This is a genomic window from Kribbella sp. VKM Ac-2571 (assembly GCF_004362255.1).
GTDB lineage: Bacteria > Actinomycetota > Actinomycetes > Propionibacteriales > Kribbellaceae > Kribbella > Kribbella pratensis.
In genome coordinates, this window is record NZ_SNWS01000005.1 from 1 (window position 1) to 21,115 (window position 21,115).

Genomic DNA, 21,115 nt, shown 5'->3' on the forward strand with positions numbered 1-21,115 from the left:
TCGTGTACCCCCGAAGGGGCCTTACCGCTCGACTTGCATGTGTTAAGCACGCCGCCAGCGTTCGTCCTGAGCCAGGATCAAACTCTCCGTTGAAAAATATAGACAACCCAGACCCAAAGGCCCGGAGAGTCAACAACATCGAACTGATCCTTTGAATCAGAAACAAAACCATTACTGGCTATTGTTATCCGTATATATTTCAAAGGAATCCGCCACAAACACAGACAACCCACCACCTAAAGCCTCGAAGAGACCAAGGTGAATGAAACTGCCCAATGCCTGTGAACGGGGATACTACAATTTCGGCATTGACTTTCGGCACGCTGTTGAGTTCTCAAGAATCGGACGCACACCGCAGCTTGGCCTTGCAGCCAGGCTCCCGGGGCAACCTGCGTTACTTTACCGGACCAGATCCACCGAGTCAAGACTCAATTTTTCTGACCCTCCACCCGCGTCCAGTCGGCCGACCCGAGTCCGAGGACACGTTTCGGCTGCTCTAGCCTTTGGGGGTTCGGAGCGGCCGGCCACTTTCGCGTCCCGCGCTTCGCTCCAACAAGAAGAACATTACGTGGCCCCCAGGTGACCGGTCAAATCGGCTCCCGGTGGGCTGAATCACAGGCTTGTAATTTGCCTTCGGCAACCCGGTTGTGGGAGTGGAGTCCACTCCCACACCGCAGCGTCAGCCCTGCGTCGGCGCTGCCAGAACCCCTGCGAATGAACGCTTCCCACGGCGCAGCACCAGCACGCCGCCCGGCAGCAGGTCCTCCGCGGCCGGCACGTACTCCGCGTCCTTCACCTTCTCGTTGTTCAGGTACGCGCCGCCTTCGGCGACTGTCCGCCGTGCGGCCGACTTACTCGCCACCAGGCCCGACTTCACGAGCAGGTCGCCGTACGTCGGCATCGGTTCGCCGGCGCCCAGCTCGACGTGCGGTGCTTCGCGTAGTGCTGCCACGAGCGTGGAGCCGTCCAGCGACGCCAACTCCCCCTGGCCGAACAAGGCCTTCGAGGCCTCCTGCACCCGCCGAGTCTCCTCGGCGCCATGGACCAAGGTCGTCACGTCCTCAGCCAGTACCCGTTGCGCTTCTCGTGCCTGCGGCCGTTCGGCAGTCGCCTGCTCGAGGGCGGCCATCTCTTCCGCCGTGCGGAAGGTGTAGAACCGCACCAGCTGCATCACGTCGCGGTCGTCGCTGTTGAACCAGAACTGGTAGAACGCGTACGGCGTCGTCAGCTCGCGGTCCAGCCACACCGTCCCGGACTCGGTCTTCCCGAACTTCGTCCCGTCGGCCTTCGTCACCAGTGGCGTCGCCAGCGCATGCGCCTTGCCGGCGTCGGTACGACGGATCAGCTCGACACCCGCCGTCAGATTCCCCCACTGGTCACTGCCGCCGGTCTGCAGAGTGCAGTTGTGCCGCCGGTACAGCTCGAGGAAGTCCAGGGACTGCAGCAGCACGTAGCTGAACTCCGTGTAGCTGATCCCCTGCTCCAGCCGCGCCTTCACCACCTCGCGGCCGAGCATGCGGTTCACCGGGAAGTGCTTGCCGATGTCCCGCAGGAAGTCGAGCGTGTTGAGGTCTTTGGTCCAGTCGTAGTTGTTGACGATCCGGGCCGGGTTCGGCAGCGACTGGTCGAAGTCGACGAACTTCTCCACCTGTCCGCGGACCTTCTCGACCCACTCGTGGACGATGTCCTTCGGGTTGAGCACCCGCTCGGACGTCTCCTTGGGGTCGCCGATCAACCCGGTGGCGCCGCCAACGAGCCCGATCGGGTTGTGGCCGGCCAGCTGGAGCCGCCGCAGTGTCAGGAGCTGCAGCAGGTTGCCCATGTGCAGGCTTGGCGCGGTGGGGTCGAAACCGACATAGGAGGTGATCGGTCCCGCCGCCATCGAGGCCCGGAGGGCATCCGGATCGGTGGAGTGGGCGATCAGGCCACGGCTCTCCAGGTCGTCAAGCACCTGAGTGCGGCGTTCGGTCACTAGTTCTCTCCTCGAGTACGTCGGTCAGCACTAGTGTCCTGTACGCCGGCGTACGGCGACTCAGGTGGGTTCGGGACGTGTCAGCACCGAGCGGAGCTGTGGACGGAGGGCGTGTCCGTCCGGACCTTGCACTGTCACGGCGGTCGGCCGGTGTGGGTCGTGGGCACCAGGGTCCGGGTTGGGGACCGGTAGACCGTGCGACAGGACCTGCTCGGCCGGGGTGAGCTGGCGGATGCCGATGGCGAGCACGTGGTCGGGGTGCGTCTGCGCGAAGTCGCCGTACAGCTGGGGGTCGTGCTGACCGTCGTCCCCGATCAGCACCCAGCGCACGTTGGGGAACTCTCGCGCCAGCCGGCGCAGCGCGGTCCGCTTGTGTTCCTGGCCGCTGCGGAACCAGCCGGTGTTGGTCGGTCCCCAGTCCGTCATCAGCAACGGCCCCGGCGGGTACCCGTGCCGTGCGAGGAAGCGAGTCAGCGTCGGTGCGGTGTTCCAGGCTCCTGTGGATAGGTAGAACATCGGGGCACCCGGGTGGTCCGCCAGCAACTCCTCGTACAGACCGGCCATTCCCGGTACGACGCGGCGCGCCTGCTCGTCGCGGACGAACGTGTTCCAGGCCGCGATCAGCGGACGGGGCAGCATCGTCAGGATCACCGTGTCGTCGATGTCGCTGACCAGACCGAACGTGGCCTCCGGGTCCGGGACGAAGATCCGCGCACGCGCCTGCCGGTCGCCGTGAACGCCCAGCACGATCTCGTGCCAGCCCGGCGGCAGCACCACCGGCACGTTCAGGTCGATGAACCCGCCGCGATCGGTCACGGCGTCGAACGTCTGCCCGCCGACGGTGACCGTCACCGGCACCTTGGTCGCCGGTGCCGTCACGAACACGCGCCAGCCGCGCATCACCTGGTCCTCGTCGTACCGCGGCTGGTTGCGAGGGTCACGCCCGAGCACCACGCGGGCCAGCACCCGAACGAACTCGGTGTTGCCGTAACCGACCTGCGGGATGATCCGCTCCTGCCAGCCACGACGCCGGAGTACCGCCTGCAACCCGAGGTTGAACCAGTCCTCGAGACGGGACGAGTAGTGCGGACGGGCCATACCAGAAACCTACCCGCAGCCCGGGCCGCTAGTCGCCCTCCCTCGCGGTCCGCGGACACCTTTGACCCGTCCTTCATGAACTGTCGGTGCTCTCCCCTACCGTCTCCCCATGACCGCTATCGGAATGTGCTTCCCGCGTACTTACCCGGCCGCGCTCGTCACCGATGTGGCCCGGCGGCTCGACCGTGGTGGGGCGGACGAGCTGTGGATCATCGAGGACTGCTTCTTCACGGCTGGTCCGTCGCTGGTGTCGGCCGCGCTGACGTCGACCGAGCGGCTGACCGTCGGGCTCGGGATCGTGCCGGCGGTCGCCCGCACGGCCGCGGTGACCGCGATGGAGTTCGCGACGCTGGAGGCGCTCGGGCCGGGGCGGTTCCTGCCCGGTATCGGTCATGGCGTGCAGTCGTGGATGGGCCAGATGGGGGTCCGGCCGAAGTCGCCGCTGGCTGCCCTCGAGGAAGTGACCACCAGCGTCACCCGGCTGCTCCGTGGCGAGGAGGTCAGCTTCGAGGGCAAGACGGTCTTCCTCGACAAGGTGAAGCTGGACGCTCCGCCGGCGGAGGTGCCGCCGATCCTGCTCGGTGTCCAGGGTCCGAAGTCGATGGCGCTCGCGGGGCGGGTCGCGGGCGGTGTCGTGCTGGCCGAGCCGGCGACCGCGCCGTACGTGCGTCAGTCGGTGGAGTACGCCGGATCGCCCGAGGGGTTCGTGGTCGCGGTGTTCGCGGCGATGTGCGTGCGCGAAGACCGCAAAACGGCGTACGAGTGGACCGCGCCGTGGCTCGGTTGGCGGATCGGTGAGCGGCCGCCGCAGCTGACCGCTCTGCCGTTCTTCGACGAGATGAAGAAGTTGTACGACGCGTCGGGCGAGGCAGGTCTGGTGGGGATGCCGAGCGACTGGTGGACCGCGATCGGGGCAATCGGCACGCTCGACGACGCGGCGGCGCATGTGGAGACGCTGGAGGCGGCCGGAGTGCAGCACGTCGGGCTGTTCCCGGATCCGGAGGTGGAGCACGGGCTGCCGCAGCTGGACTACGTGCTCGAGCTGGCCAACCGCTAGGCCCGCTTCTTGGGGACGTGCGGGCGGTACGGCGAGACTGTCGGGTCGTTCGGGATCCAGAAGCGCCAGGGACGGTCGGCTGCCTCGCGCAGGCCGACGCGTGGGCCGGTAGCGGGTACGCCGTCGAAGCCGACGCCGTCGAGGAGCGCGATGGGTGAGTTCTTCGCCAGCAGGTCCACGCCGTTGCCCTCACGTCCGATGCCCAGGGCAACACACAACCGAGCCGGTCCGCGCGCAAGATCGCGATCCGTCTTCATCGGGACGGATTGGTTGCGACGGAGGCGGGCCAGTTCGACGCCTTCGATCACCTCGCCGGCGCGGAGCAGGACGGCCGAGGGTGTGCTGTCCGGACCGACGACGACGTTCATGCAGAAGTGCATGCCGTACGTGAAGTACACGTACAGGAAGCCGGGCGGGCCGAACATGACCGCGTTGCGGGCCGTCTGACCCCGGTACGCGTGCGAGCCCGGGTCGTTCGGCCCGTCGTACGCCTCGACCTCGGTCAGCCGGACCGCGACAGTCCCCTCGTCCGTGGTGCTGCGCAGCACCATCCCCAACAGCCTCGGTGCCACCTCCAACACAGGACCGGCAAGCAACGAACGGCGCATGCGCAGCACCCTAGATGACGCGGGGCCGCTCGCTGTCAGGCGAGGCGGGTGGTGTGTTCTTCGGCGCGAGTCCGCAGCTCGGCCAGTTGTTCGGTGACCCGGTCCTGCGCGGTTCCGCCGCGGGTGTTGCGGGACGCGAGGGAGCCTTCGACGGTGAGGACGGAGCGGACCTCCGGAGTCAGGTCCGGCGAGATGGCGGCCAGATCCTCGTCGGTCAGGTCCCAGAGCTCGATGCCGCGCTTCTCGCATTCCTGGACGCACGCGCCGGCCAGTTCGTGGGCGACGCGGAACGGGACCTTCTGGCGGACCAGCCACTCAGCGATGTCGGTCGCCAGTGAGAAGCCCTGCGGTGCCAGCTCCTCCAGACGCTCCGCGTTGAAGCGCAGCGTCTGGATCATCCCGGTGAACGCGGGCAGCAGCACCTCGAGGGTGTCGATGGAGTCGAAGACCGGCTCCTTGTCCTCCTGCAGGTCCCGGTTGTACGCGAGCGGCTGCGCCTTCAGCGTGGCCAGCAGACCGCTCAGGTTCCCGATGAGTCGCCCGGCCTTGCCGCGGGCGAGCTCAGCGATGTCCGGGTTCTTCTTCTGCGGCATGATGCTCGACCCCGTCGAGAACGCGTCGTCCAGCTCGACGAACCCGAACTCCTTGGTCGCCCAGAGGATCACCTCTTCGGCCTGCCGGGACAGGTCGACGCCGATCTGGGCGGTGACGAACGCGAACTCCGCGACGAAGTCCCGCGACGACGTACCGTCGATCGAGTTCGCCGACGAGTTCGTGAATCCCAGCTCGACCGCTACGAACTGAGGATCCAGTCCCAGCGAGCTACCGGCCAGAGCCCCCGAGCCGTACGGCGAATCCGCGGCAACCCGAGCGTCCCAGTCGGCGAGCCGATCCAGGTCCCGGATCAGCGGCCAGGCGTGCGCGAGCAGATGATGCGACAGCAGAACCGGCTGCGCGTGCTGCAGATGCGTCCGCCCCGGCATCGCCACACCCAGATGCCGCTCGGCCTGATCCGCCAGCGTGTTCACCTGCTCCAGCAGCAACCGGCCGATGATGCGGCCGTGTTCGCGCAGGTAGCTCTTGAACAGCGTCGCGACCTGGTCGTTCCGCGACCGCCCGGCACGCAGCCGCCCGCCCAGCTCGGCACCGAGCCGAACGAGCAGACCGTGCTCCAGCGCGGTGTGCACGTCCTCGTCCTCCGCAGCGGGGAGGAACTCTCCGGACAGTACGTCGGCCAGCAGCCCGTCGAGGCCCTCCAGCATCGCGGCCAGATCGTCGTCCGTCAGCAGACCCGCGCGGTGCAGCACCTTGGCGTGAGCCTTCGACCCGGCGATGTCGTACGGCGCCAGCCGCCAGTCGAAGTCCGTCGACTTGCTCAACGCCGCCAGCGCGTCGGCGGGTCCGCCCGAGAACCGGGCCCCCCACAAGGCCGACTCGCGCGCCGCATTTTCTCCTGAACTCACGAACACGTCCTCATATCAGTCATCGGTCAGATCCTTCAGCGGCTGCCGGTCGGGTCTTGCCTCGGCGCGTTGCGCAAGACTCAGGAAGCGGGCGGCCAGGGCCTCGCCGCCGGTCGGGTTCCGGGAGACGACCATCACGGTGTCGTCGCCGGCGATGGTGCCGAGGACGTCGTCCAGTCCCACGTGGTCGATCGCCGACGCGAAGTACTGGGCCGCTCCCGGCGGGGTTCGCAGAATGACCAGGTTGGCGCTGCCCTCTGCCGACACGAGCAGCTCGGACGCCACCCGGGCCAGCCGGGCTTCGAACGCAGCAGCCTCACCGGCACGCGGCGTACGGTCACCGCCTTCACCTGGTACGGCGTACACGAGCTGGCCGGACGAGTCGCGGACCTTCACCGCACCGATCTCGACCAGGTCCCGGGACAGCGTCGCCTGCCCGACCGCCAGCCCGGACGCGGCGAGCAGATCAGCCAGCTCGGTCTGCGACCGCACCGGCTGCCGCCCGAGCAGATCGACGATCCGCTGCTGCCGCGCAGTCTTGGTGGTCGGTACGGCGATGCTCATCCACGTCCTCGCTTCGCTCCGGGCGCGGATGAGACACAAGGTGCGCTGTGCTTGATGATGAACTCGCTGCGCTCGCTCATGCCTCAAAGCTCCTTGCCAGCAGCCACGACAGCAGCGCCTTCTGCGCGTGCAGCCGGTTCTCGGCCTCGTCCCAGACGACCGACTGCGGTCCGTCGATGACGGCCGCCTCGATCTCCTTGCCACGATAGGCGGGCAGGCAGTGCAGGACGATCGCATCCGGTTTCGCCTTGCCGAGCAGTTGCTCCGTCACGGCATACGGCACGAACGGCGCTTCCCGGTCGGACGCCTCGGACTCCTGCCCCATCGACACCCAGGTGTCGGTGGCAACGACATCGGCACCGTCGGCGGCCGCGATCGGGTCCTCCGCCCAGGCGACCGATCCGCCGGTCTTCTCGGCGATCGCCGCTGCGCTCACGAGCACGTCCGGATCGGGCTGGTAGTCCGCGGGCGATCCGATCACGACGTGCATGCCGGCGGTCGCGCCGCCGAGTAGGTAGGAGTGCGCCATGTTGTTGGCGCCGTCGCCCAGGTAGACCAGCTTCAACCCGGCCGTCGAGCCCTTGTGCTGACGTACCGTCTGCAGGTCCGCGAGGATCTGGCACGGGTGGAACTCGTCGGTCAGCGCGTTCACGACCGGCACCGACGACGCGGCCGCCAACTCCTCGATCCGCGATTGACCGAACGTCCGCCACACGATCGCCGCGACCTGCCGGTCCAGCACCCGCGCGGTGTCCGCGATCGGCTCGCCGCGACCCAGCTGCGAGGTCTGCGCGTCGATGATCAGCGGTACGCCGCCCAGCTCCGAGATCCCGACCGCGAACGAGATCCGCGTCCGCGTCGACGTCTTGTCGAAGATCACCGCCACGGTCTTCGGACCCTCGAGCGGCTTGTGCCCGTGCCGATCCCCCGCCAGTTGCGCGGCCAGCGTCAGTACTTCGTCCTGCTCGACCGGCGACAGGTCGTCGTCCCGCAAGAAGTGCCGCACCATCACGCCTCCACCTTGTCGAGCAGCCCCGGAAGGGCCGCGACGAAACTGTCCGCATCAGCCTTGCTGAGGATGTACGGCGGCGCCAGCCGCAACGCGTCCGGGATCGGGTTGTTGATCACGAACCCGGCCTCGAGCGCGAGCGCCGCGACCTGGTCCGACACCGGCTTGGTCAACTGGATCGCGAGCAGCAGACCGCGACCGCGGACGCCCGCGATCAGCGGGTGGTCGAGCGCGATGATCGACGACGCAAGGTGGTTGCCGACAGCATTGACCTGCGCGAGCAGGCCGTCCCTCTCGATGACGGTCAGCACCGCCAGGCCGGCGATCGCCGCGACCGGGTTGCCGCCGAACGTGGTCCCGTGGTTCCCCGGCTGCAGCAGGTCCGCGGCCGCGCCGAGGCCGATGCACGCACCGATCGGGATCCCGGCCCCGAGCCCCTTCGCGACGGTCACCAGGTCCGGCGTGATCCCCTCGGCCTCGTAGCCGAACCAGGTCCCGGTCCGCCCGATCCCGGTCTGGATCTCGTCCATCCACAACAGCGCGCCGTGCTGCTGGGTGATCCGCCGCGCCGCCTGCAGGTATCCGGCCGGCGGTACGACGACGCCGTTCTCGCCCTGGATCGGCTCGAGTACCACGGCCGCGGTCTGGTCGTCGACCGCAGCGGCCAGCGCCTCCGCGTCGCCGTACGGAACGAACTCGACGTCGCCGGGCAGTGGCGCGAACGCCTCCCGGTACGCCGGCTTCCAGGTGATCGCGAGCGCGCCCATCGACCGCCCGTGGAAGGCGCCGACCGTCGAGACGATCTTCGTCCGGCCGGTACGACGGGTGATCTTGAACGCGGCCTCGTTCGCCTCGGTGCCGGAGTTCGTGAAGAACACCTTGCCCGGGACGTCGAACAGGCCGAGCAGCTTCTCGGCCAGCGCGATCTGCGGCGCGGAGGCGAAGAAGTTCGAGACGTGGCCGAGGGTGGCGAGCTGCGACGTCACCGCGGACACCACGAACGGGTGCGCGTGCCCGAGGCAGTTCACCGCGAGCCCGCCGAGCAGGTCGAGGTACTTGTTGCCGTCGGCATCCCACAGGTACGCGCCCTCGCCACGGACCAGCACCCGCTTCGGCGCGCCGAACGTGTTCATCAGCGCACTGGAGTACCGCTCGGTGAGCGCGGCCTGCGTGCCGTCGACGGTCAGCAGTTCGGTCATGAGGGGATCACCTGGGTTCCAATTCCGGCGTCGGTGAAGATTTCCAGTAGCAGCGAGTGCGGCACCCGGCCGTCGATGACGGTGGCTCGGGAGACGCCGGACTCGACCGCGCGCAGGCAGGCTTCCATCTTCGGCACCATGCCGGACGCCAGCGACGGCAGCAACTCCGCGAGCTCGTCGGTGTCGATCTGGGTGATGATCTCGTCGCTGTCCGGCCAGTTCCGGTAGAGCCCGGCCACGTCGGTCAGTACGACGAGCTTCTCCGCGCCGAGCGCCGAAGCCAGCGCCGCGGCCGCGGTGTCCGCGTTCACGTTGTGCGCGAGTCCGTCCTCGTCCGGCGCGATCGTCGACACCACCGGGATCCGGCCGGCGTCGATCAGGTCGACCACCGCCTCCGGCCGGACCTCGACCACGTCACCGACCAGCCCGATGTCGACCTGCTCGCCGTCGACCAGCGCCGTACGGCGTTCCGCGGTGAACAGGCCCGCGTCCTCACCGGACATCCCCACCGCGAACGGCCCGTGCGCGTTCAGCAGCCCGACCAACTCCCGGCCGACCTTGCCGACCAGCACCATGCCGACGACGTCCATCGCCTCGGGCGTGGTGACCCGGAGCCCGCCGCGGAACTCGCTGTCGATGCCGAGCCGGCCGAGCATGTCGCTGATCTGCGGTCCGCCGCCGTGCACGACGACGACACGTACGCCGGCGTACCGGAGGAAGACGATGTCCTCGGCGAACGCCCTCTTGAGTTTCTCGTCGACCATCGCGTTCCCGCCGTACTTCACCACGACGGTCTTCCCGTGGAACTGCTTCAGCCACGGCAGCGCCTCGGTCAGCACAGCGGCCTTCTCTACCGCCTCTGGATAGCTCATCCACGTCCTCGCTTCGCTCCGGGCGCGGATGAGGCACGAAACGAGCTGTGCTTGATGATGAGCTCACTCCGTTCGCTCATGACGAGTACGCCGAGTTCTCTTCGACGTACGCGTGGGACAGGTCCGTGGTGAGGACGGTCGCCGACGCGGGGCCGGCGTGCAGGTCGATGACCACGTCGATCTCCAGACCGCTGAGGTCCGCCTCGGAGCGGTCGACGCCCTTGCCGCCGGCGACACAGATGGCAGCGCCGTTCAGGGTGATGTCGAGCAGCGACGGGTCGAACGCGGTGGGCGCGTTGCCGACCGCCATCGCGATCCGGCCCCAGTTCGGGTCGGACGCGAAGAACGCGGTCTTGCACAGGTTGTCCTCGGCAACGATCTTGGCGGCGGCGAGCGCCTCCGCCTCGGTCGCGGCGCCCTGGACCGTGATGCTGACGTGCTTCGTGACGCCTTCGGCGTCAGCCTGCAACTGCTTCACCAGGTCAGCAGCCAGGGTCGTGAGGGCCGTCTCGAACGCCTCGGGAGTCACCGTGACACCGGACGCGCCCGAGCTGAGCAGCAGGACGGTGTCGTTGGTCGACGTACCGCCGTCGACGTCGAGCCGGTTGAAGGTCTTGCCGACCGCGTTCCGCAACGCGTGGTCGAGGTGCGGCTGGTCGAGGACGGCGTCGGTGGTGATCACGCTGAGCATCGTGGCCATGTTCGGCGCGCACATCCCGGCGCCCTTCGCGAACCCGCCGATGCTCCAGCCGTCCGGGTGCGTCAGCGCAGCCTGCTTCGGCACGTTGTCCGTGGTCATGACTGCAGTGGCGGCAGCTAGCCCGGCGGCCGCGTCATCGCCGAGCGCGGCGACGGCCGCGTCGATCCCGGGGATCAGCTTGTCCATCGGGAGGCGTTCGCCGATCAGCCCTGTCGAGCAGACCCCGACCTCGGCGGCACCGATGCCGAGCACCGACGCCAGCTTCTCGGCGGTCTTGTGCGTGTCCTGGAAGCCCTCGGGTCCGGTGCAGGCGTTCGCGCCGCCGGAGTTGAGGACGACGGCCTTCAGCTTGCCGGCGGTCAGGACCTGCTGCGACCACAGCACCGGCGCGGCCTTCACCTTGTTCGTGGTGAAGACGCCCGCGGCGACGTCGTACGGGCCGTCGTTGACCACGACGGTGAGGTCCGGCGTACCGGCTGGTTTGATCCCGGCGATCACCCCGGCCGCGCGGAAGCCGGCCGGCGCGGTGACCCCGGCGCTCCGATCGACCCAAGAATCCAGCGCAGCGTCCCGGCTGATATCGAGCGTCACGGGGCTACTCCTACGAGGGGCAGGGCCAGGGTCTCGTCGAGACCGGTGGCCAGGTTCATGCACTGCACGGCGGCGCCGGCGGTGCCCTTGGTGAGGTTGTCCATCGCGGCCACGACGACGGCGCGGCCGGTGCGCTGGTCCAGGGCGAGCTGCAACTGCACGGTGTTCGCGCCGAGGGTGGCCTGCGTCTGCGGCCATTGCCCCTCGGGCAGCAGGTGGATGAACGGCTCGTCGGCGTACGCGTCCTCGTAGGCCTTCCGGAGCGCGGCGTAGTCGGTGCCGTCGGCAACCGGTGCGCTGCAGGTGGCGAGGATGCCGCGAGCCATCGGCGCGAGCACCGGCGTGAACGAGACGCTCACCGGCGCATCGGCGTACGGCGTGAGGTTCTGCTCGATCTCCGGTGTATGGCGATGCACGCCGCCGACGCCGTACGCCGAGGCGGATCCCATCACCTCCGCGCCGAGCAGGTGTGCCTTCGGGGCCCTGCCCGCGCCCGACGTACCGCTGACGGCGACGACGACCAACTGGGTGGGGTCGACGAGCCCGTTCTGTACGGCGGGGAGCAGGGCCAAGGTGGAGACCGTGGGGTAACACCCCGGCACGGCGACCCGGTTCGACCCGCGGAGCTTGTCCCGTTGCCCCGGGAGCTCGGGGAGTCCGTACGGCCACGCGCCGGCGTGCTCGCCGCCGTAGAACTCGACCCACGCCTCGGCCTCGACCAGCCGGAAGTCCGCGCCGCAGTCGATCACGGTGACGTCATCTCCGAGCTGCTCGGCAATGACGGCGGACTGTCCGTGCGGCAGGGCCAGGAACACCACGTCGTGACCGGCGAGGTTCTCCGCCGTGGTCTCGACCAGGATGCGCCCGGCCAGGGGCACGAGGTGCGGGTGGTGCACACCGAGCGCCGTACCGGCGTTCCCGCCGGCGGTCAGCGCGCCGATCTCCACCTCGGGGTGGCTACTCAGCAACCGGAGCAGCTCGCCCCCCGCATACCCACTGGCACCGGCCACCGCCACCGTCACACTCATGTGAATGAGTATGCCACGAACCGAATGAATATCCAATCCCCTCGCCATCCCCCTCCTACCCCAAATCCAACTTTGAGAACCCACCAACCACTTTTCCGCCCGTTTCGTGGTTGGTGGGTTCTCAAAGTTGAGGTTGGCGGGTGTGAGCGGGGTCATGTCACAGGGCGGCGGTGGGGCGTGTCCTCGGGGTGACGACGGACTCTGGAGGATGAGATGGCGCGAGTTGGGATGGAGCATCGGCGGTCGTTGGTGGTGCGGTTGGTGGAGTGGGGTAGCCGGCGGAAGTTCCGGAAGGTGCCGGACCCGGTGAAGGTCGCGCTGCACAACCGGCGGGTGCTGCTGTCGACGACCTTGATGGAGGCGACCGCGGAGCGGTGGAAGGCGCTGGACCCGGAGCTGAAGGCGCTGAGCGTGATGGTGGCGTCGGCGCGGATCGGGTGCAGCTGGTGCATGGACTTCGGGTATTGGGAGTTCCACCACCGGGGGATCGACCCGGCGAAGCTGCACGATGTGCCAAAGTGGCGGGACAGCGAGGTCTACACGGATCTGGAGCGCGCGGTGATGGACTACACCGAAGCGATGACGGCCACTCCACCCGACGTCACCGACGAGCAGGTCGAGCGGCTGCGGCAGGACCTGAGCGAGGAGCAGTTGGTCGAGCTGACCGCGATCGCGGCGCTGGAGAACTACCGCTCGCGGATCAATGCCGCCCTCGGGCTCACCAGTCAGGGCTACAAGGAGTACTGCGAATTGAGGCCGGTTCAGTGACCGAGGAGCAACTGGCGCGCGAGTTCGCCGAGCACCGGTCCGTCCTGGTCGGGGCGGCGTACCGCGTGGTCGGCAGCGTGAGCGACGCCGAGGATGTGGTCCAGGAGGCGTGGTTGCGCTGGGCCGCGATCGACCACGACGACATCCGCGACCCGCGTGCGTACCTGATTCGCATCACGACGCGACTGGCGCTGAACCGGTTGCGCGAGCAGAAGGCCCGGCGCGAGCAGTACGTCGGCCCGTGGCTGCCGGAACCGCTGGCGACGGACGACGACCCGGCGGCCGCGGTCGAGCTCGCGGACTCGGTCAGCATGGCGATGCTCGTCGTCCTCGAGACCCTCTCGCCGCTCGAACGCGCCACGTTCGTCCTCCGCGAGGTCTTCGATCTGCCGTACGGCGAGATCGCGGACACCCTCGGCCGGTCCGAGGCCGCCGTCCGGCAGCTCGCGCATCGGGCCCGCGAGCATGTGCACGCGCGGCAGCCGCGGCATCACGTCGACAAGGCGCGCCACGACGAGCTGACGACGCGGTTCATGCAGGCGGCCGGGTCCGGCGACTTCGACCAGGTGGTCGCGCTGCTCGCGCCGGACGCCGTACTGATCAGCGACGGCGGCGGGAAGAAGAGAGCCGCCCTCCGGCCGATCCACGGTGCGGAGAAGATCGCCCGCTGGCTGTTCGCGGTCCTCGCGGACAACCCGGGGTTCGAGATCCGGATGGCGTCCCTGAACGACGAGCTCGCCTATGTCGCGTACTACGACAACGAACCCGACACGGTCACGTTCATGAAGAGCACGGACGGCCGAATCACCGAGCTGTACCTGATCCGCAACCCCGACAAACTCACCACGGTCCCGACGCGTCCCGCAGCCGACTGAGGAACGGCCGGATCCGCGCGACAACCTCGTCGAGGTGCGTCTCGAGCAACCAGTGGCCGCCGTCTTCGAGGAGATGGAGCTCGGCGTCCGGTAGGTCGGCCAGGTACGCCCGGGCGGACTCCGCGGGCATGTAGCCGTCCTGCGGTCCCCAGACGATCAGGGTCGGCGGCTCGTTCTCGCGCAGGTACGCCTGGTACTGCGGGAAGCGCCGTACGCTGTCCGCGATCTCGGCGAAGAACCCGATCATGACGTCGCGGTGCTCGCGCATCAACGGCCAGGCGAGCTGCCAGAGGTCGGGGCTGATTCGCGCGGCGACCTCGGGCTCGACCTCGCCGAGCACCTCCTCGCGGAGGCCGTCGAGGGTGACCGCCTGGGCGAGTTCGTCGCGGCGCTCATGGGTGGGGTCGGCCCAGTACGCCTTCAACGCGTCGTACTTCGGTCCGAGCGTCTCCTCGTACGCGTCACCGTTCTGGATGATCAGGGCAACGACGCGCTCGGGGTTCTTCAGCGCCAACTGGAATCCGGCCTGGGAGCCGTAGTCGAAGAGGTACAGCGCGAACCGGTCGACGTTCAGCGCGGCCAGGAAGCCCTCCAGCAGCTCCGCGTATCCACCGAAGCTGTAGTCGAACCCAGCCGGCGCGTCGCTGTAGCCGAACCCGGGGAAGTCGGGCGCGAGCAGCCGCCACCCGTCGGCGAGGGCGGGCATCAGCGCGCGGTACTGGAAGGACGACGACGGATATCCGTGCGGCAGGAGGACGACGGGTGCGTCCGGCGGGCCGGCCTCGCGGTAGAAGATCTCGACGCCGCCGACGTCGACTGTCCGGTGTGTGACGGTGGCCATGTACGACGGTGTACCCAGCCTCTCCAGGCTTAGACTATCTGCAACTCAGTCGCAGATGGAGGTGCGGTGAAGTATCTGGTGGCGGAACCGGAGGAGGCGCTCGGTGCGGGGTTGCGGGCGGATCTGCTGGACACCTGGGTGGCGGCGACGAACGCGGGCGGCGCGGTCGGGTACACCGCGCCGGCGCCGGTCGAGCAGATCGCGGAGAACCTCGACGGCGCCCTCGGCCGGGTCGCGGCCGGGACGGACCTGCTCGGCGTGCTCCACAACGGTGAGCGGTACGTCGGGATGGGCATGCTGGTGAGCCGCGGCAGCGGGCTGCAGGCGCACTGGCGGACGGTGCTGCGGGTGATGGTTCACCCGGAGTGCCAAGGGACCGGCGCCGGCCGGATCCTGATGGAAGGCCTGCGCGGGTCCGCCGTCGACCTCGGCCTCGAGCAACTGCAACTCACCGTCCGCAGCGGCCTCGGCCTGGAGAACTTCTACGGCCCCCTCGGCTACCGCGTCGTCGGCGCCCACCCCCGCGCTGTCCGCGTCGCCGCCGACGACTACCGCGACGAAATCATGATGGTGCTGGACCTGTAGGCCATCACAATTGCCCGCCCCGGACGCTTCTGAGCGGCGGGGGTCCTCGGCGGGCGCGATCGTGATGGCCTGGAGGTTCACTTCCGGGTGCGGGCGAGGAGGACGAGGGTTGCGCCGAGGGCGGCGAGGAGGGTGCCGACGGTGAGGACGATGGGTGGAGGGCCGCCGGTCGGGGCGAGCTCGGCGCCGTTGAGGGTGCGGGGAGTGTCCGTGGGCCCGGCGCCGACGGTGAACTTGACCGGCGCGGTGACCGTCTCGCCGATTTCGTCGGTCCGCTCGTAGGTGACCTTCGCGGTCCCGGTGAACGCGGCGGCCGGCTTGAGTGTGACGGTGCCGTCCGTGCCGACCGACCAGGTACCCGCGCCGTTCGTGACGCTCTTCGCGCACGTGCCGGCCGGTGTACGCAGGCAGACCGAGCTCGGCTCGATCGTGCCGCTGTCGTTGAGCAACGGGTTCACCGCGACCGGGTTGCCCGGCGTACCGGTTGCCGTGTCGGGTGCAGCCTTCGCGAGCAACGGTCCCGCCACCGTGACGTCGAGGAGCGCGGTGTCCGACGTACCGTTCGCGTCGGTGACGCGGTAGGCCAGCGCACGCGTCGTACCGACGAAGCCCTTCGCCGGTGTGAACCTGACCGCATCGCCGACCACGAACGTGCCTTCGTGCGGCACGGTCACGGACTTCTTCTCCTTGCCGTCAGCCGGATCCCGCAGTACGACGGAACTCGGGAGGAGCGGCGCCGACGGGTCACCGGGCTTGTCGTTGGCGAGCACGTTGACGTCGACCGCCGTACCGAAGGCTGTCTCCGCACTGTCGTCCATGACAACCGGCCGCACCGGCACGACCGTCACCGTGATGGTCGCGCGGGCGGAGTTCTGGTTGCTGTCCTTCACGTTGTAGGCCGCCGGTCGCGCGGTGCCCGTGAACGTGGCGTCCGGGGCGAACGTGACCTTGCCGTCGTCAACGACGTACGTGCCCTGCCCAGGGACAGTGACCTGGTCGACCAGTGCGCCGCCCGGTCCGACGAGCAGCACCGACGCCGGGTCGAGCGTCGCGCCGGGACCTGGCTTGTCGTTGGCGAGCGGGTCGATCGTCACCGCGACGTGCTGCTTGGTCCGCGCCTCGTCCGGTACGGCGATCGGACGCGCTTGCACCGTGATCGTCAGCGAACCGGAGCCGATCGTGCCGTTGCGGTCGGCAACCTGATATCCGACCGGTACGGCCACCCCCGCGAAGCCGTCCACCGGCGCGAACCGGATCGCACCGGACGGTTGCACCGTGAACGTCCCCTCCCCCGGCACGGCTAGCGCTGCTAGCGCATCGCCGTTCACCGGATCGATCAGCCGTACGCCGCCCGCGACGAGCGGCGCGCTCGCATCGCCAGGCTGGTCGTTCATCAGTACGGCAACCGTGATCGCCGCCTCGTACGGCGTGGTCGCGATGTCGTCCTTGATCACCGGAACGACCGGCGCGACGGTGACTGTGACAGAGGCGCTCGCCTTGTTCCCGGTCGTGTCACTGACCCGGTACGCGACCGACACCACCCCACGGAACAAAGGCTCCGGGTCGAACGCAATCTTCCCGGCCTTCACGATGAACACGCCCTGCCCCGGAATCATCGCCCGCTGTCCCCACATCACGCCGTACACCTGGAGCGACGCCGGATCGAACTGCGCGCCCGTCCCGGGCTCGTCGTTCGCCAGCGGATCGACGGTGACCGTCACGTTCTGCTTGGTGCCGACCGGATCCGCGACCGCCTTCGGTCCCTTGCCGACCGTCAAAAGCAGCAAGCCTTCCGCGGTCGTTCCGTTGGCGTCGGCGATCCGGTACGTCGTCGGCGTCGTGACACCCTGGAATCCCTTGGCCGGTGTGAACTTGACCGCGCCGTAAGCATCAACTTCGTACGTTCCCTCACCGGCCCGCGTCATCGTCTTGCCGTACTGACCGTCCGCGTCCTTCAGCACCACGCTCGCCGGCTTCAACGGCGCCGACGCGTCACCGGGCTTGTCGTTCGCCGGCACGTTCACCGTGATCGCATGCCCGTACGGCGTGATCGCCGAGTCGTCGACCGCGACCGGGTCGACCGGTGTCACGGTCATGCTCAACGTCGAGGTCGCGACGTTGCCGTCCGAGTCCGCGACCCGATACTCCAGCGGACTCGCCTTGCCCCGGAACGCGGGCAGCGGATCGAACTCGATCGACCCACTCGGCAGCACCGCGTAGGTGCCCTGCTGCGGAACGGTCACCTTCTTGGATGACCCGTTCAGCCCGACCGAGCTCCGCACCAGAACTGCATCGGTGCCCGGCCGGTCGTTGGACAGCACGTTCACCGTCACCGTCACGTTCTGCAGCGTGGACGCGATGTCGGCGAACGCGACCGGCGGCTGGCCGACGGTGACGGTCAACCGGGCGCTCGCCTTCGTCCCGTTGGAGTCGGCCACCTGGTACGTCACCGGCGTACCAGGACCGCGGAAGGTCGCGCCTGGGTCGACGCGAACCGCTCCCCCGACCGCCGTAAACACACCCTCGTTCGGGATCCGCACTGTTGCCTTCAGCACCCCGTCGGCTGGATCGACGAGCAACAGACTGCCCGGCACCAACGGCGCCGTCGGGTCGCCCGGCTTGTCGTTCGCGAGCACCTGCACCGTGACGCTCTTGCCGTACGGCGTCCGCGCGGTGTCGTCGGCCGCGACCGGGGTGATCGGCGTGATCGTGACCGTGATCGTCGACCGCGCGGTCTGACCGAACAAGTCGGCGATCCGGTACGTCACCCTGGTCGCCGTACCGGTGAAGCCCGGCATCGGGTCGACGGTGACCGTGCCGTCCGGGTTGACCTGGTAGTCGGCCTGCCCCGGGATCTTCACGAGCTTCTTCAGCGAGCCGTCGGCCGGATCCACGAGCGTGAGGCTGCGCGGATCGAGTGATGTCCCGAGGCCTGCCTTGTCGTTGGCGAGCGGCGTGACGCGAAGCGGGAGGTTCTGCTTGCCGGTCGCGGTGTCCGGTGTGGTCGTCGGCGCGGGTGGTTTGGCGACCGTGACGGTCAGCGTTGCCGTGGCCGTCGTACCGTTCACATCCGAGACGCGATACGTGACCGGCGTCGCGGCGCCGGTGAACTTGGGCAGCGGGTCGACCTCGACCTTCCCGTCCGCCTCCGTCGTGTACGTCGCCTGACCGGGGATCACGAGGGTCGCGGTCGGCAGCTTCGTGGTCGGGTCGATCATCCGCACGGTGCTCGGAACCAGCGGCACCGACGGATCGCCGGCCGTGTCGTTCGCCAGCACCGGCACGCTCACGTTCGTGTCGTACGCCGTACCCGTGGTGTCGTCGGACGCGTCTGGCTGCACCTTGGTGACCCGCACGCTCAACGTCGACCTCCCGACGGCGTTGTTGCTGTCGGCAACCTGGTAGCCGACCGCGGTCGCGGTGCCGCTGAACGACGGCAGCGGCTCGAACAGCACCCTGCCGTCCGACTTCACCGAGTACTTGCCCTGGCCTGCGATGACGAGCGACAGCACAGGCTGCGTCGACGTCAGCAGGCGCACGCTGCCGGGCTGGAGCGCGGCACCCGTCGGCCCCGGCTTGTCGTTCCCGAGGACAACGGCGACGACGGGGCGGCCCTGCAACGTGGTGATCGTGTCCGGGTTCGCGACCGGTGGGCCGGGTGCGGCGACGGAGACGGTCAGCTCGGCGCGCGCCGCCGTACCGTTCTTGTCGAGCACCTGATACGCCACCGGCGTACCGACGCCGGTGAACCCGTGCAGCGGCTGGAAGGTCACCTTGCCGGCGGCGACCAGGTAGGTGCCTTGCCGGGCGATCGTCACCTTGTCGACGACCTTCTTGCTGACCGGGTCGACGAGCCGCAGCGTCGCGGGCAGGAGCGGGGCGTCCGGCGAGCCTGGAAGGTCGTTGTCGAGCACGGGTACGACGAGGTCGGTGTCGAACGCGGTCGAGACCGAGTCACCGTTGGCGGTCGGCGTCACGGGTGTGACCGTGACGGCGAGCGTGGACTCGGCGGTCTGGTGAGTGGTGTCGGTGACGCGGTAGCCGATCGACGTACCGACGCCGGTGAACTGCCGCTTCGGGACGAAGTCCACGCCGCCGTCGGGCTTCACGACGTACTCGCCCTCGCCCGCGATCGCGACCTTCTTCTTGAACGCGGAATCAGCCGGATCACGCAGTACTACGGAACCGGGCACGAGCTGCACGCCCGCGGCCGCGTGGTCGTTGGCGAGCGGCTTGACGGCCACGCTGACGTTCTGCGGCGTGGTCGCCGTGTCGGGGGTCGCCACCGGATGATCCGGGAGCGAGACGGTGAGGGTCAGCTTGGCACTGGCCGTCGTGCCATTGCTGTCGGCAACGCGATAGACAACCGGCTTGCCCGGACCGACGAAGCCCGGCACCGGTTCGACGCGGACGGTGCCGTCGGGCTTGGCGACGTACTTCGCCTGGCCGACTACGTTCACCATCTGCACGCACTTCGCACCGTCGACGAGGCAGAGCGTCGCGGGTGCGAGCGGCGTACTCGGGTCGCCCGGCTTGTCGTTGCCGAGCACCGGTACGACGATCGCCGTGTTGAACCCGGTCGTCGCGGCGTCGTCGGTCAGGACCGGCGGTGGCGGCGGCGTGATCGTGACCGGATAGTCCTCGACCTCGCCGGCATCGGCCGCGCCGGTCGGCTTCTCGACCTGCGCATCGGTGTACCCGACCCGCACCCGCGCGTACGACGCTCCCGCCTTCGGAGCGAGCTCGGCCCACCGCAGCGTGACGGTCGTTTGCTTGGCGGCGAACGGGGCGCAGGCCCGCTCGCCCGAGTCGAAGGTTCCGTTGCCGTTGACGTCGATCCACGCACACGCCCGCCCGGCCTTCGCCGTACCGGCCAACTGCAGATCGGCCGTGTACGTCGTCTGGTTGGCGCGGAGCGGTGAGAAAACGACACCGTCATCGGCCTGATCCGGTGTCGCCGGACCGGTCGTGCCGTTCGCGATGCCGGCGTTGTCCTCGGTGACATCCTTGCCGAGCTGTACGTCGCTCAGAACCGACCACGCCGCGCCGTACGACGTCGGTGCGTCACCGAAATCCTCAGGGACGGACGCGACGATCGAGAACGCGTCGCCGGACGATCCGTTGTTCAACGCGGGCAGTTTCGGATGCTTCGTGAACAGCGCCGAGATGTCGAAGCTGACCTTGGTGACCACTCCGTTGACACGGACCGATCCGCAGGCAGCGGTCGCGGAGGTGTCGAGACCGGACGGGGACTTGGTGTTCACGCAGTTCGGGCCGGTGTCGTGGTTCGCGGCGGTGATCGTGTCGCTGGTGACCGTGAGGTTGTTGCCCTGTCCGAGCTTCGTGAGGCTGAGGCCGGCGGTGGTGAGCTTCAGGATCGAGTGCAGTTCGGACTGCGCGGTCGTCCGGCCGTTCACGGTCCGGGTGACGGATCCGCCGAGGCCGCCGAGGTGCAGGACCGGGTTGCGGACGGGCTGGGAGAACGCGATCGTCACCGTGCCGCGATCGCCGCAGCCGCCGGTGGATGCGCAGTCGCCGGTGTTCACCACCACATCCTGCGCCGGGGCGTCCTTGCCGATCGCGGGCTGATAGGTGGTCGGTCCGGCAGAGCGGAAGCCGGCCGTCGTCGGGTCGCCGAGCTCGGTGAGCCCACTCGCGGTGATCGTCTGCCGCAGTCCTGAGGCCGGCATCACGGTGGTCGCGCTGTCGGTGAAAGGTGCCGTCGGCACCTGGTAGGCGGTCGCGGTGCCGGTTCCCAGGCTCAAGAGGCCGGTGGCAAGAAGGATGGCCCCCGGTCGGGTTGCCCGCATGTATCCCGCCCTCCCGAGCAATTCAGGTGCATTGCTGCGGCCGCGTGGCGGGCGGGCCTGCGTAGACGTTAACGG

At 68.7% G+C, this 21,115-nt stretch carries 16 protein-coding genes and 1 rRNA gene; 4 read left to right on the forward strand and 13 right to left on the reverse strand.

Going from position 1 to position 21,115, the window contains the following annotated elements; all coding sequences use genetic code 11:
- The 3 genes from EV651_RS12515 to EV651_RS12525 form a co-directional block, all read right to left on the reverse strand.
- Positions 1-93: ribosomal RNA gene (locus EV651_RS12515) — 16S ribosomal RNA — on the reverse strand; the annotation flags it as partial.
- 586 nt (positions 94-679) lie between these two features.
- A complete protein-coding gene (tyrS, locus tag EV651_RS12520; protein ID WP_133785332.1) occupies positions 680-1,972 on the reverse strand; it encodes a tyrosine--tRNA ligase in 1,293 nt (430 codons plus the stop codon).
- Between the two features lie 60 nt (positions 1,973-2,032).
- Positions 2,033-3,070: an App1 family protein gene (locus EV651_RS12525; RefSeq protein ID WP_133785333.1), complete on the reverse strand. Its 1,038-nt coding sequence runs from the start codon at positions 3,068-3,070 to the stop codon at positions 2,033-2,035.
- A 109-nt stretch (positions 3,071-3,179) separates the two neighbouring features.
- On the opposite strand from EV651_RS12525, the gene EV651_RS12530 reads away from it, so the two are divergent.
- Positions 3,180-4,127: an LLM class flavin-dependent oxidoreductase gene (locus EV651_RS12530; RefSeq protein WP_238156844.1), complete on the forward strand. Its 948-nt coding sequence runs from the start codon at positions 3,180-3,182 to the stop codon at positions 4,125-4,127.
- On the opposite strand, the gene EV651_RS12535 is transcribed toward EV651_RS12530, so the two are convergent.
- The 8 genes from EV651_RS12535 to argC all read right to left on the reverse strand — a co-directional run bounded on the left by EV651_RS12535 (position 4,124) and on the right by argC (position 12,161).
- Positions 4,124-4,735, reverse strand: a complete 612-nt coding sequence (locus EV651_RS12535; RefSeq protein ID WP_133785334.1) for a DNA-3-methyladenine glycosylase — start codon at positions 4,733-4,735, stop codon at positions 4,124-4,126. The genes EV651_RS12530 and EV651_RS12535 overlap by 4 nt on opposite strands.
- 35 nt (positions 4,736-4,770) lie before the next feature.
- A complete protein-coding gene (gene argH / locus EV651_RS12540; protein ID WP_133785335.1) occupies positions 4,771-6,198 on the reverse strand; it encodes an argininosuccinate lyase in 1,428 nt (475 codons plus the stop codon).
- A 15-nt stretch (positions 6,199-6,213) separates the two neighbouring features.
- The gene (locus EV651_RS12545) at positions 6,214-6,762 is read right to left on the reverse strand and encodes an arginine repressor (RefSeq protein WP_133785336.1); all 549 of its coding nucleotides are present in this window, start codon (positions 6,760-6,762) and stop codon (positions 6,214-6,216) included.
- Positions 6,763-6,838: 76 nt separating this feature from the next.
- Positions 6,839-7,771: an ornithine carbamoyltransferase gene (argF, locus tag EV651_RS12550; protein ID WP_133785337.1), complete on the reverse strand. Its 933-nt coding sequence runs from the start codon at positions 7,769-7,771 to the stop codon at positions 6,839-6,841.
- Positions 7,771-8,970, reverse strand: a complete 1,200-nt coding sequence (locus EV651_RS12555; protein WP_133785338.1) for an acetylornithine transaminase — start codon at positions 8,968-8,970, stop codon at positions 7,771-7,773. Before EV651_RS12555 ends, argF begins: the two co-directional genes overlap by 1 nt.
- The gene (gene argB / locus EV651_RS12560) at positions 8,967-9,842 is read right to left on the reverse strand and encodes an acetylglutamate kinase (protein WP_133785339.1); all 876 of its coding nucleotides are present in this window, start codon (positions 9,840-9,842) and stop codon (positions 8,967-8,969) included. The genes EV651_RS12555 and argB overlap by 4 nt, the downstream gene beginning before the upstream one ends.
- 76 nt (positions 9,843-9,918) lie before the next feature.
- Positions 9,919-11,133, reverse strand: a complete 1,215-nt coding sequence (gene argJ, locus EV651_RS12565; RefSeq protein WP_133785340.1) for a bifunctional glutamate N-acetyltransferase/amino-acid acetyltransferase ArgJ — start codon at positions 11,131-11,133, stop codon at positions 9,919-9,921.
- On the reverse strand, positions 11,130-12,161 hold the full coding sequence (argC, locus tag EV651_RS12570; RefSeq protein ID WP_133785341.1) for an N-acetyl-gamma-glutamyl-phosphate reductase: 1,032 nt from the start codon (positions 12,159-12,161) through the stop codon (positions 11,130-11,132). The genes argJ and argC overlap by 4 nt, the downstream gene beginning before the upstream one ends.
- A gap of 213 nt (positions 12,162-12,374) precedes the next feature.
- Here argC and EV651_RS12575 point away from each other — a divergent pair, with 213 nt between their 5' ends.
- Positions 12,375-12,929, forward strand: a complete 555-nt coding sequence (locus tag EV651_RS12575; RefSeq protein WP_133785342.1) for a carboxymuconolactone decarboxylase family protein — start codon at positions 12,375-12,377, stop codon at positions 12,927-12,929.
- Positions 12,926-13,804 carry an RNA polymerase sigma-70 factor gene (locus EV651_RS12580; protein ID WP_133785343.1) on the forward strand — a complete coding sequence of 293 codons (879 nt, stop codon included), beginning with the start codon at positions 12,926-12,928 and terminating at the stop codon, positions 13,802-13,804. Before EV651_RS12575 ends, EV651_RS12580 begins: the two co-directional genes overlap by 4 nt.
- Here the strand turns inward: EV651_RS12580 and EV651_RS12585 are convergent.
- Entirely contained in the window at positions 13,770-14,645 is an 876-nt protein-coding gene (locus EV651_RS12585; protein WP_133785344.1) for an alpha/beta fold hydrolase, read from the reverse strand. The two genes, EV651_RS12580 and EV651_RS12585, sit on opposite strands and share 35 nt — an antisense overlap.
- Positions 14,646-14,711: 66 nt before the next feature.
- Here EV651_RS12585 and EV651_RS12590 point away from each other — a divergent pair, with 66 nt between their 5' ends.
- Positions 14,712-15,230, forward strand: a complete 519-nt coding sequence (locus EV651_RS12590) for a GNAT family N-acetyltransferase (protein ID WP_133785345.1) — start codon at positions 14,712-14,714, stop codon at positions 15,228-15,230.
- Between the two features lie 77 nt (positions 15,231-15,307).
- Here EV651_RS12590 and EV651_RS12595 read toward each other — a convergent pair whose 3' ends face one another.
- Positions 15,308-21,040: an Ig-like domain-containing protein gene (locus tag EV651_RS12595; RefSeq protein WP_238156846.1), complete on the reverse strand. Its 5,733-nt coding sequence runs from the start codon at positions 21,038-21,040 to the stop codon at positions 15,308-15,310.
- Positions 21,041-21,115 lie beyond the last annotated feature (75 nt).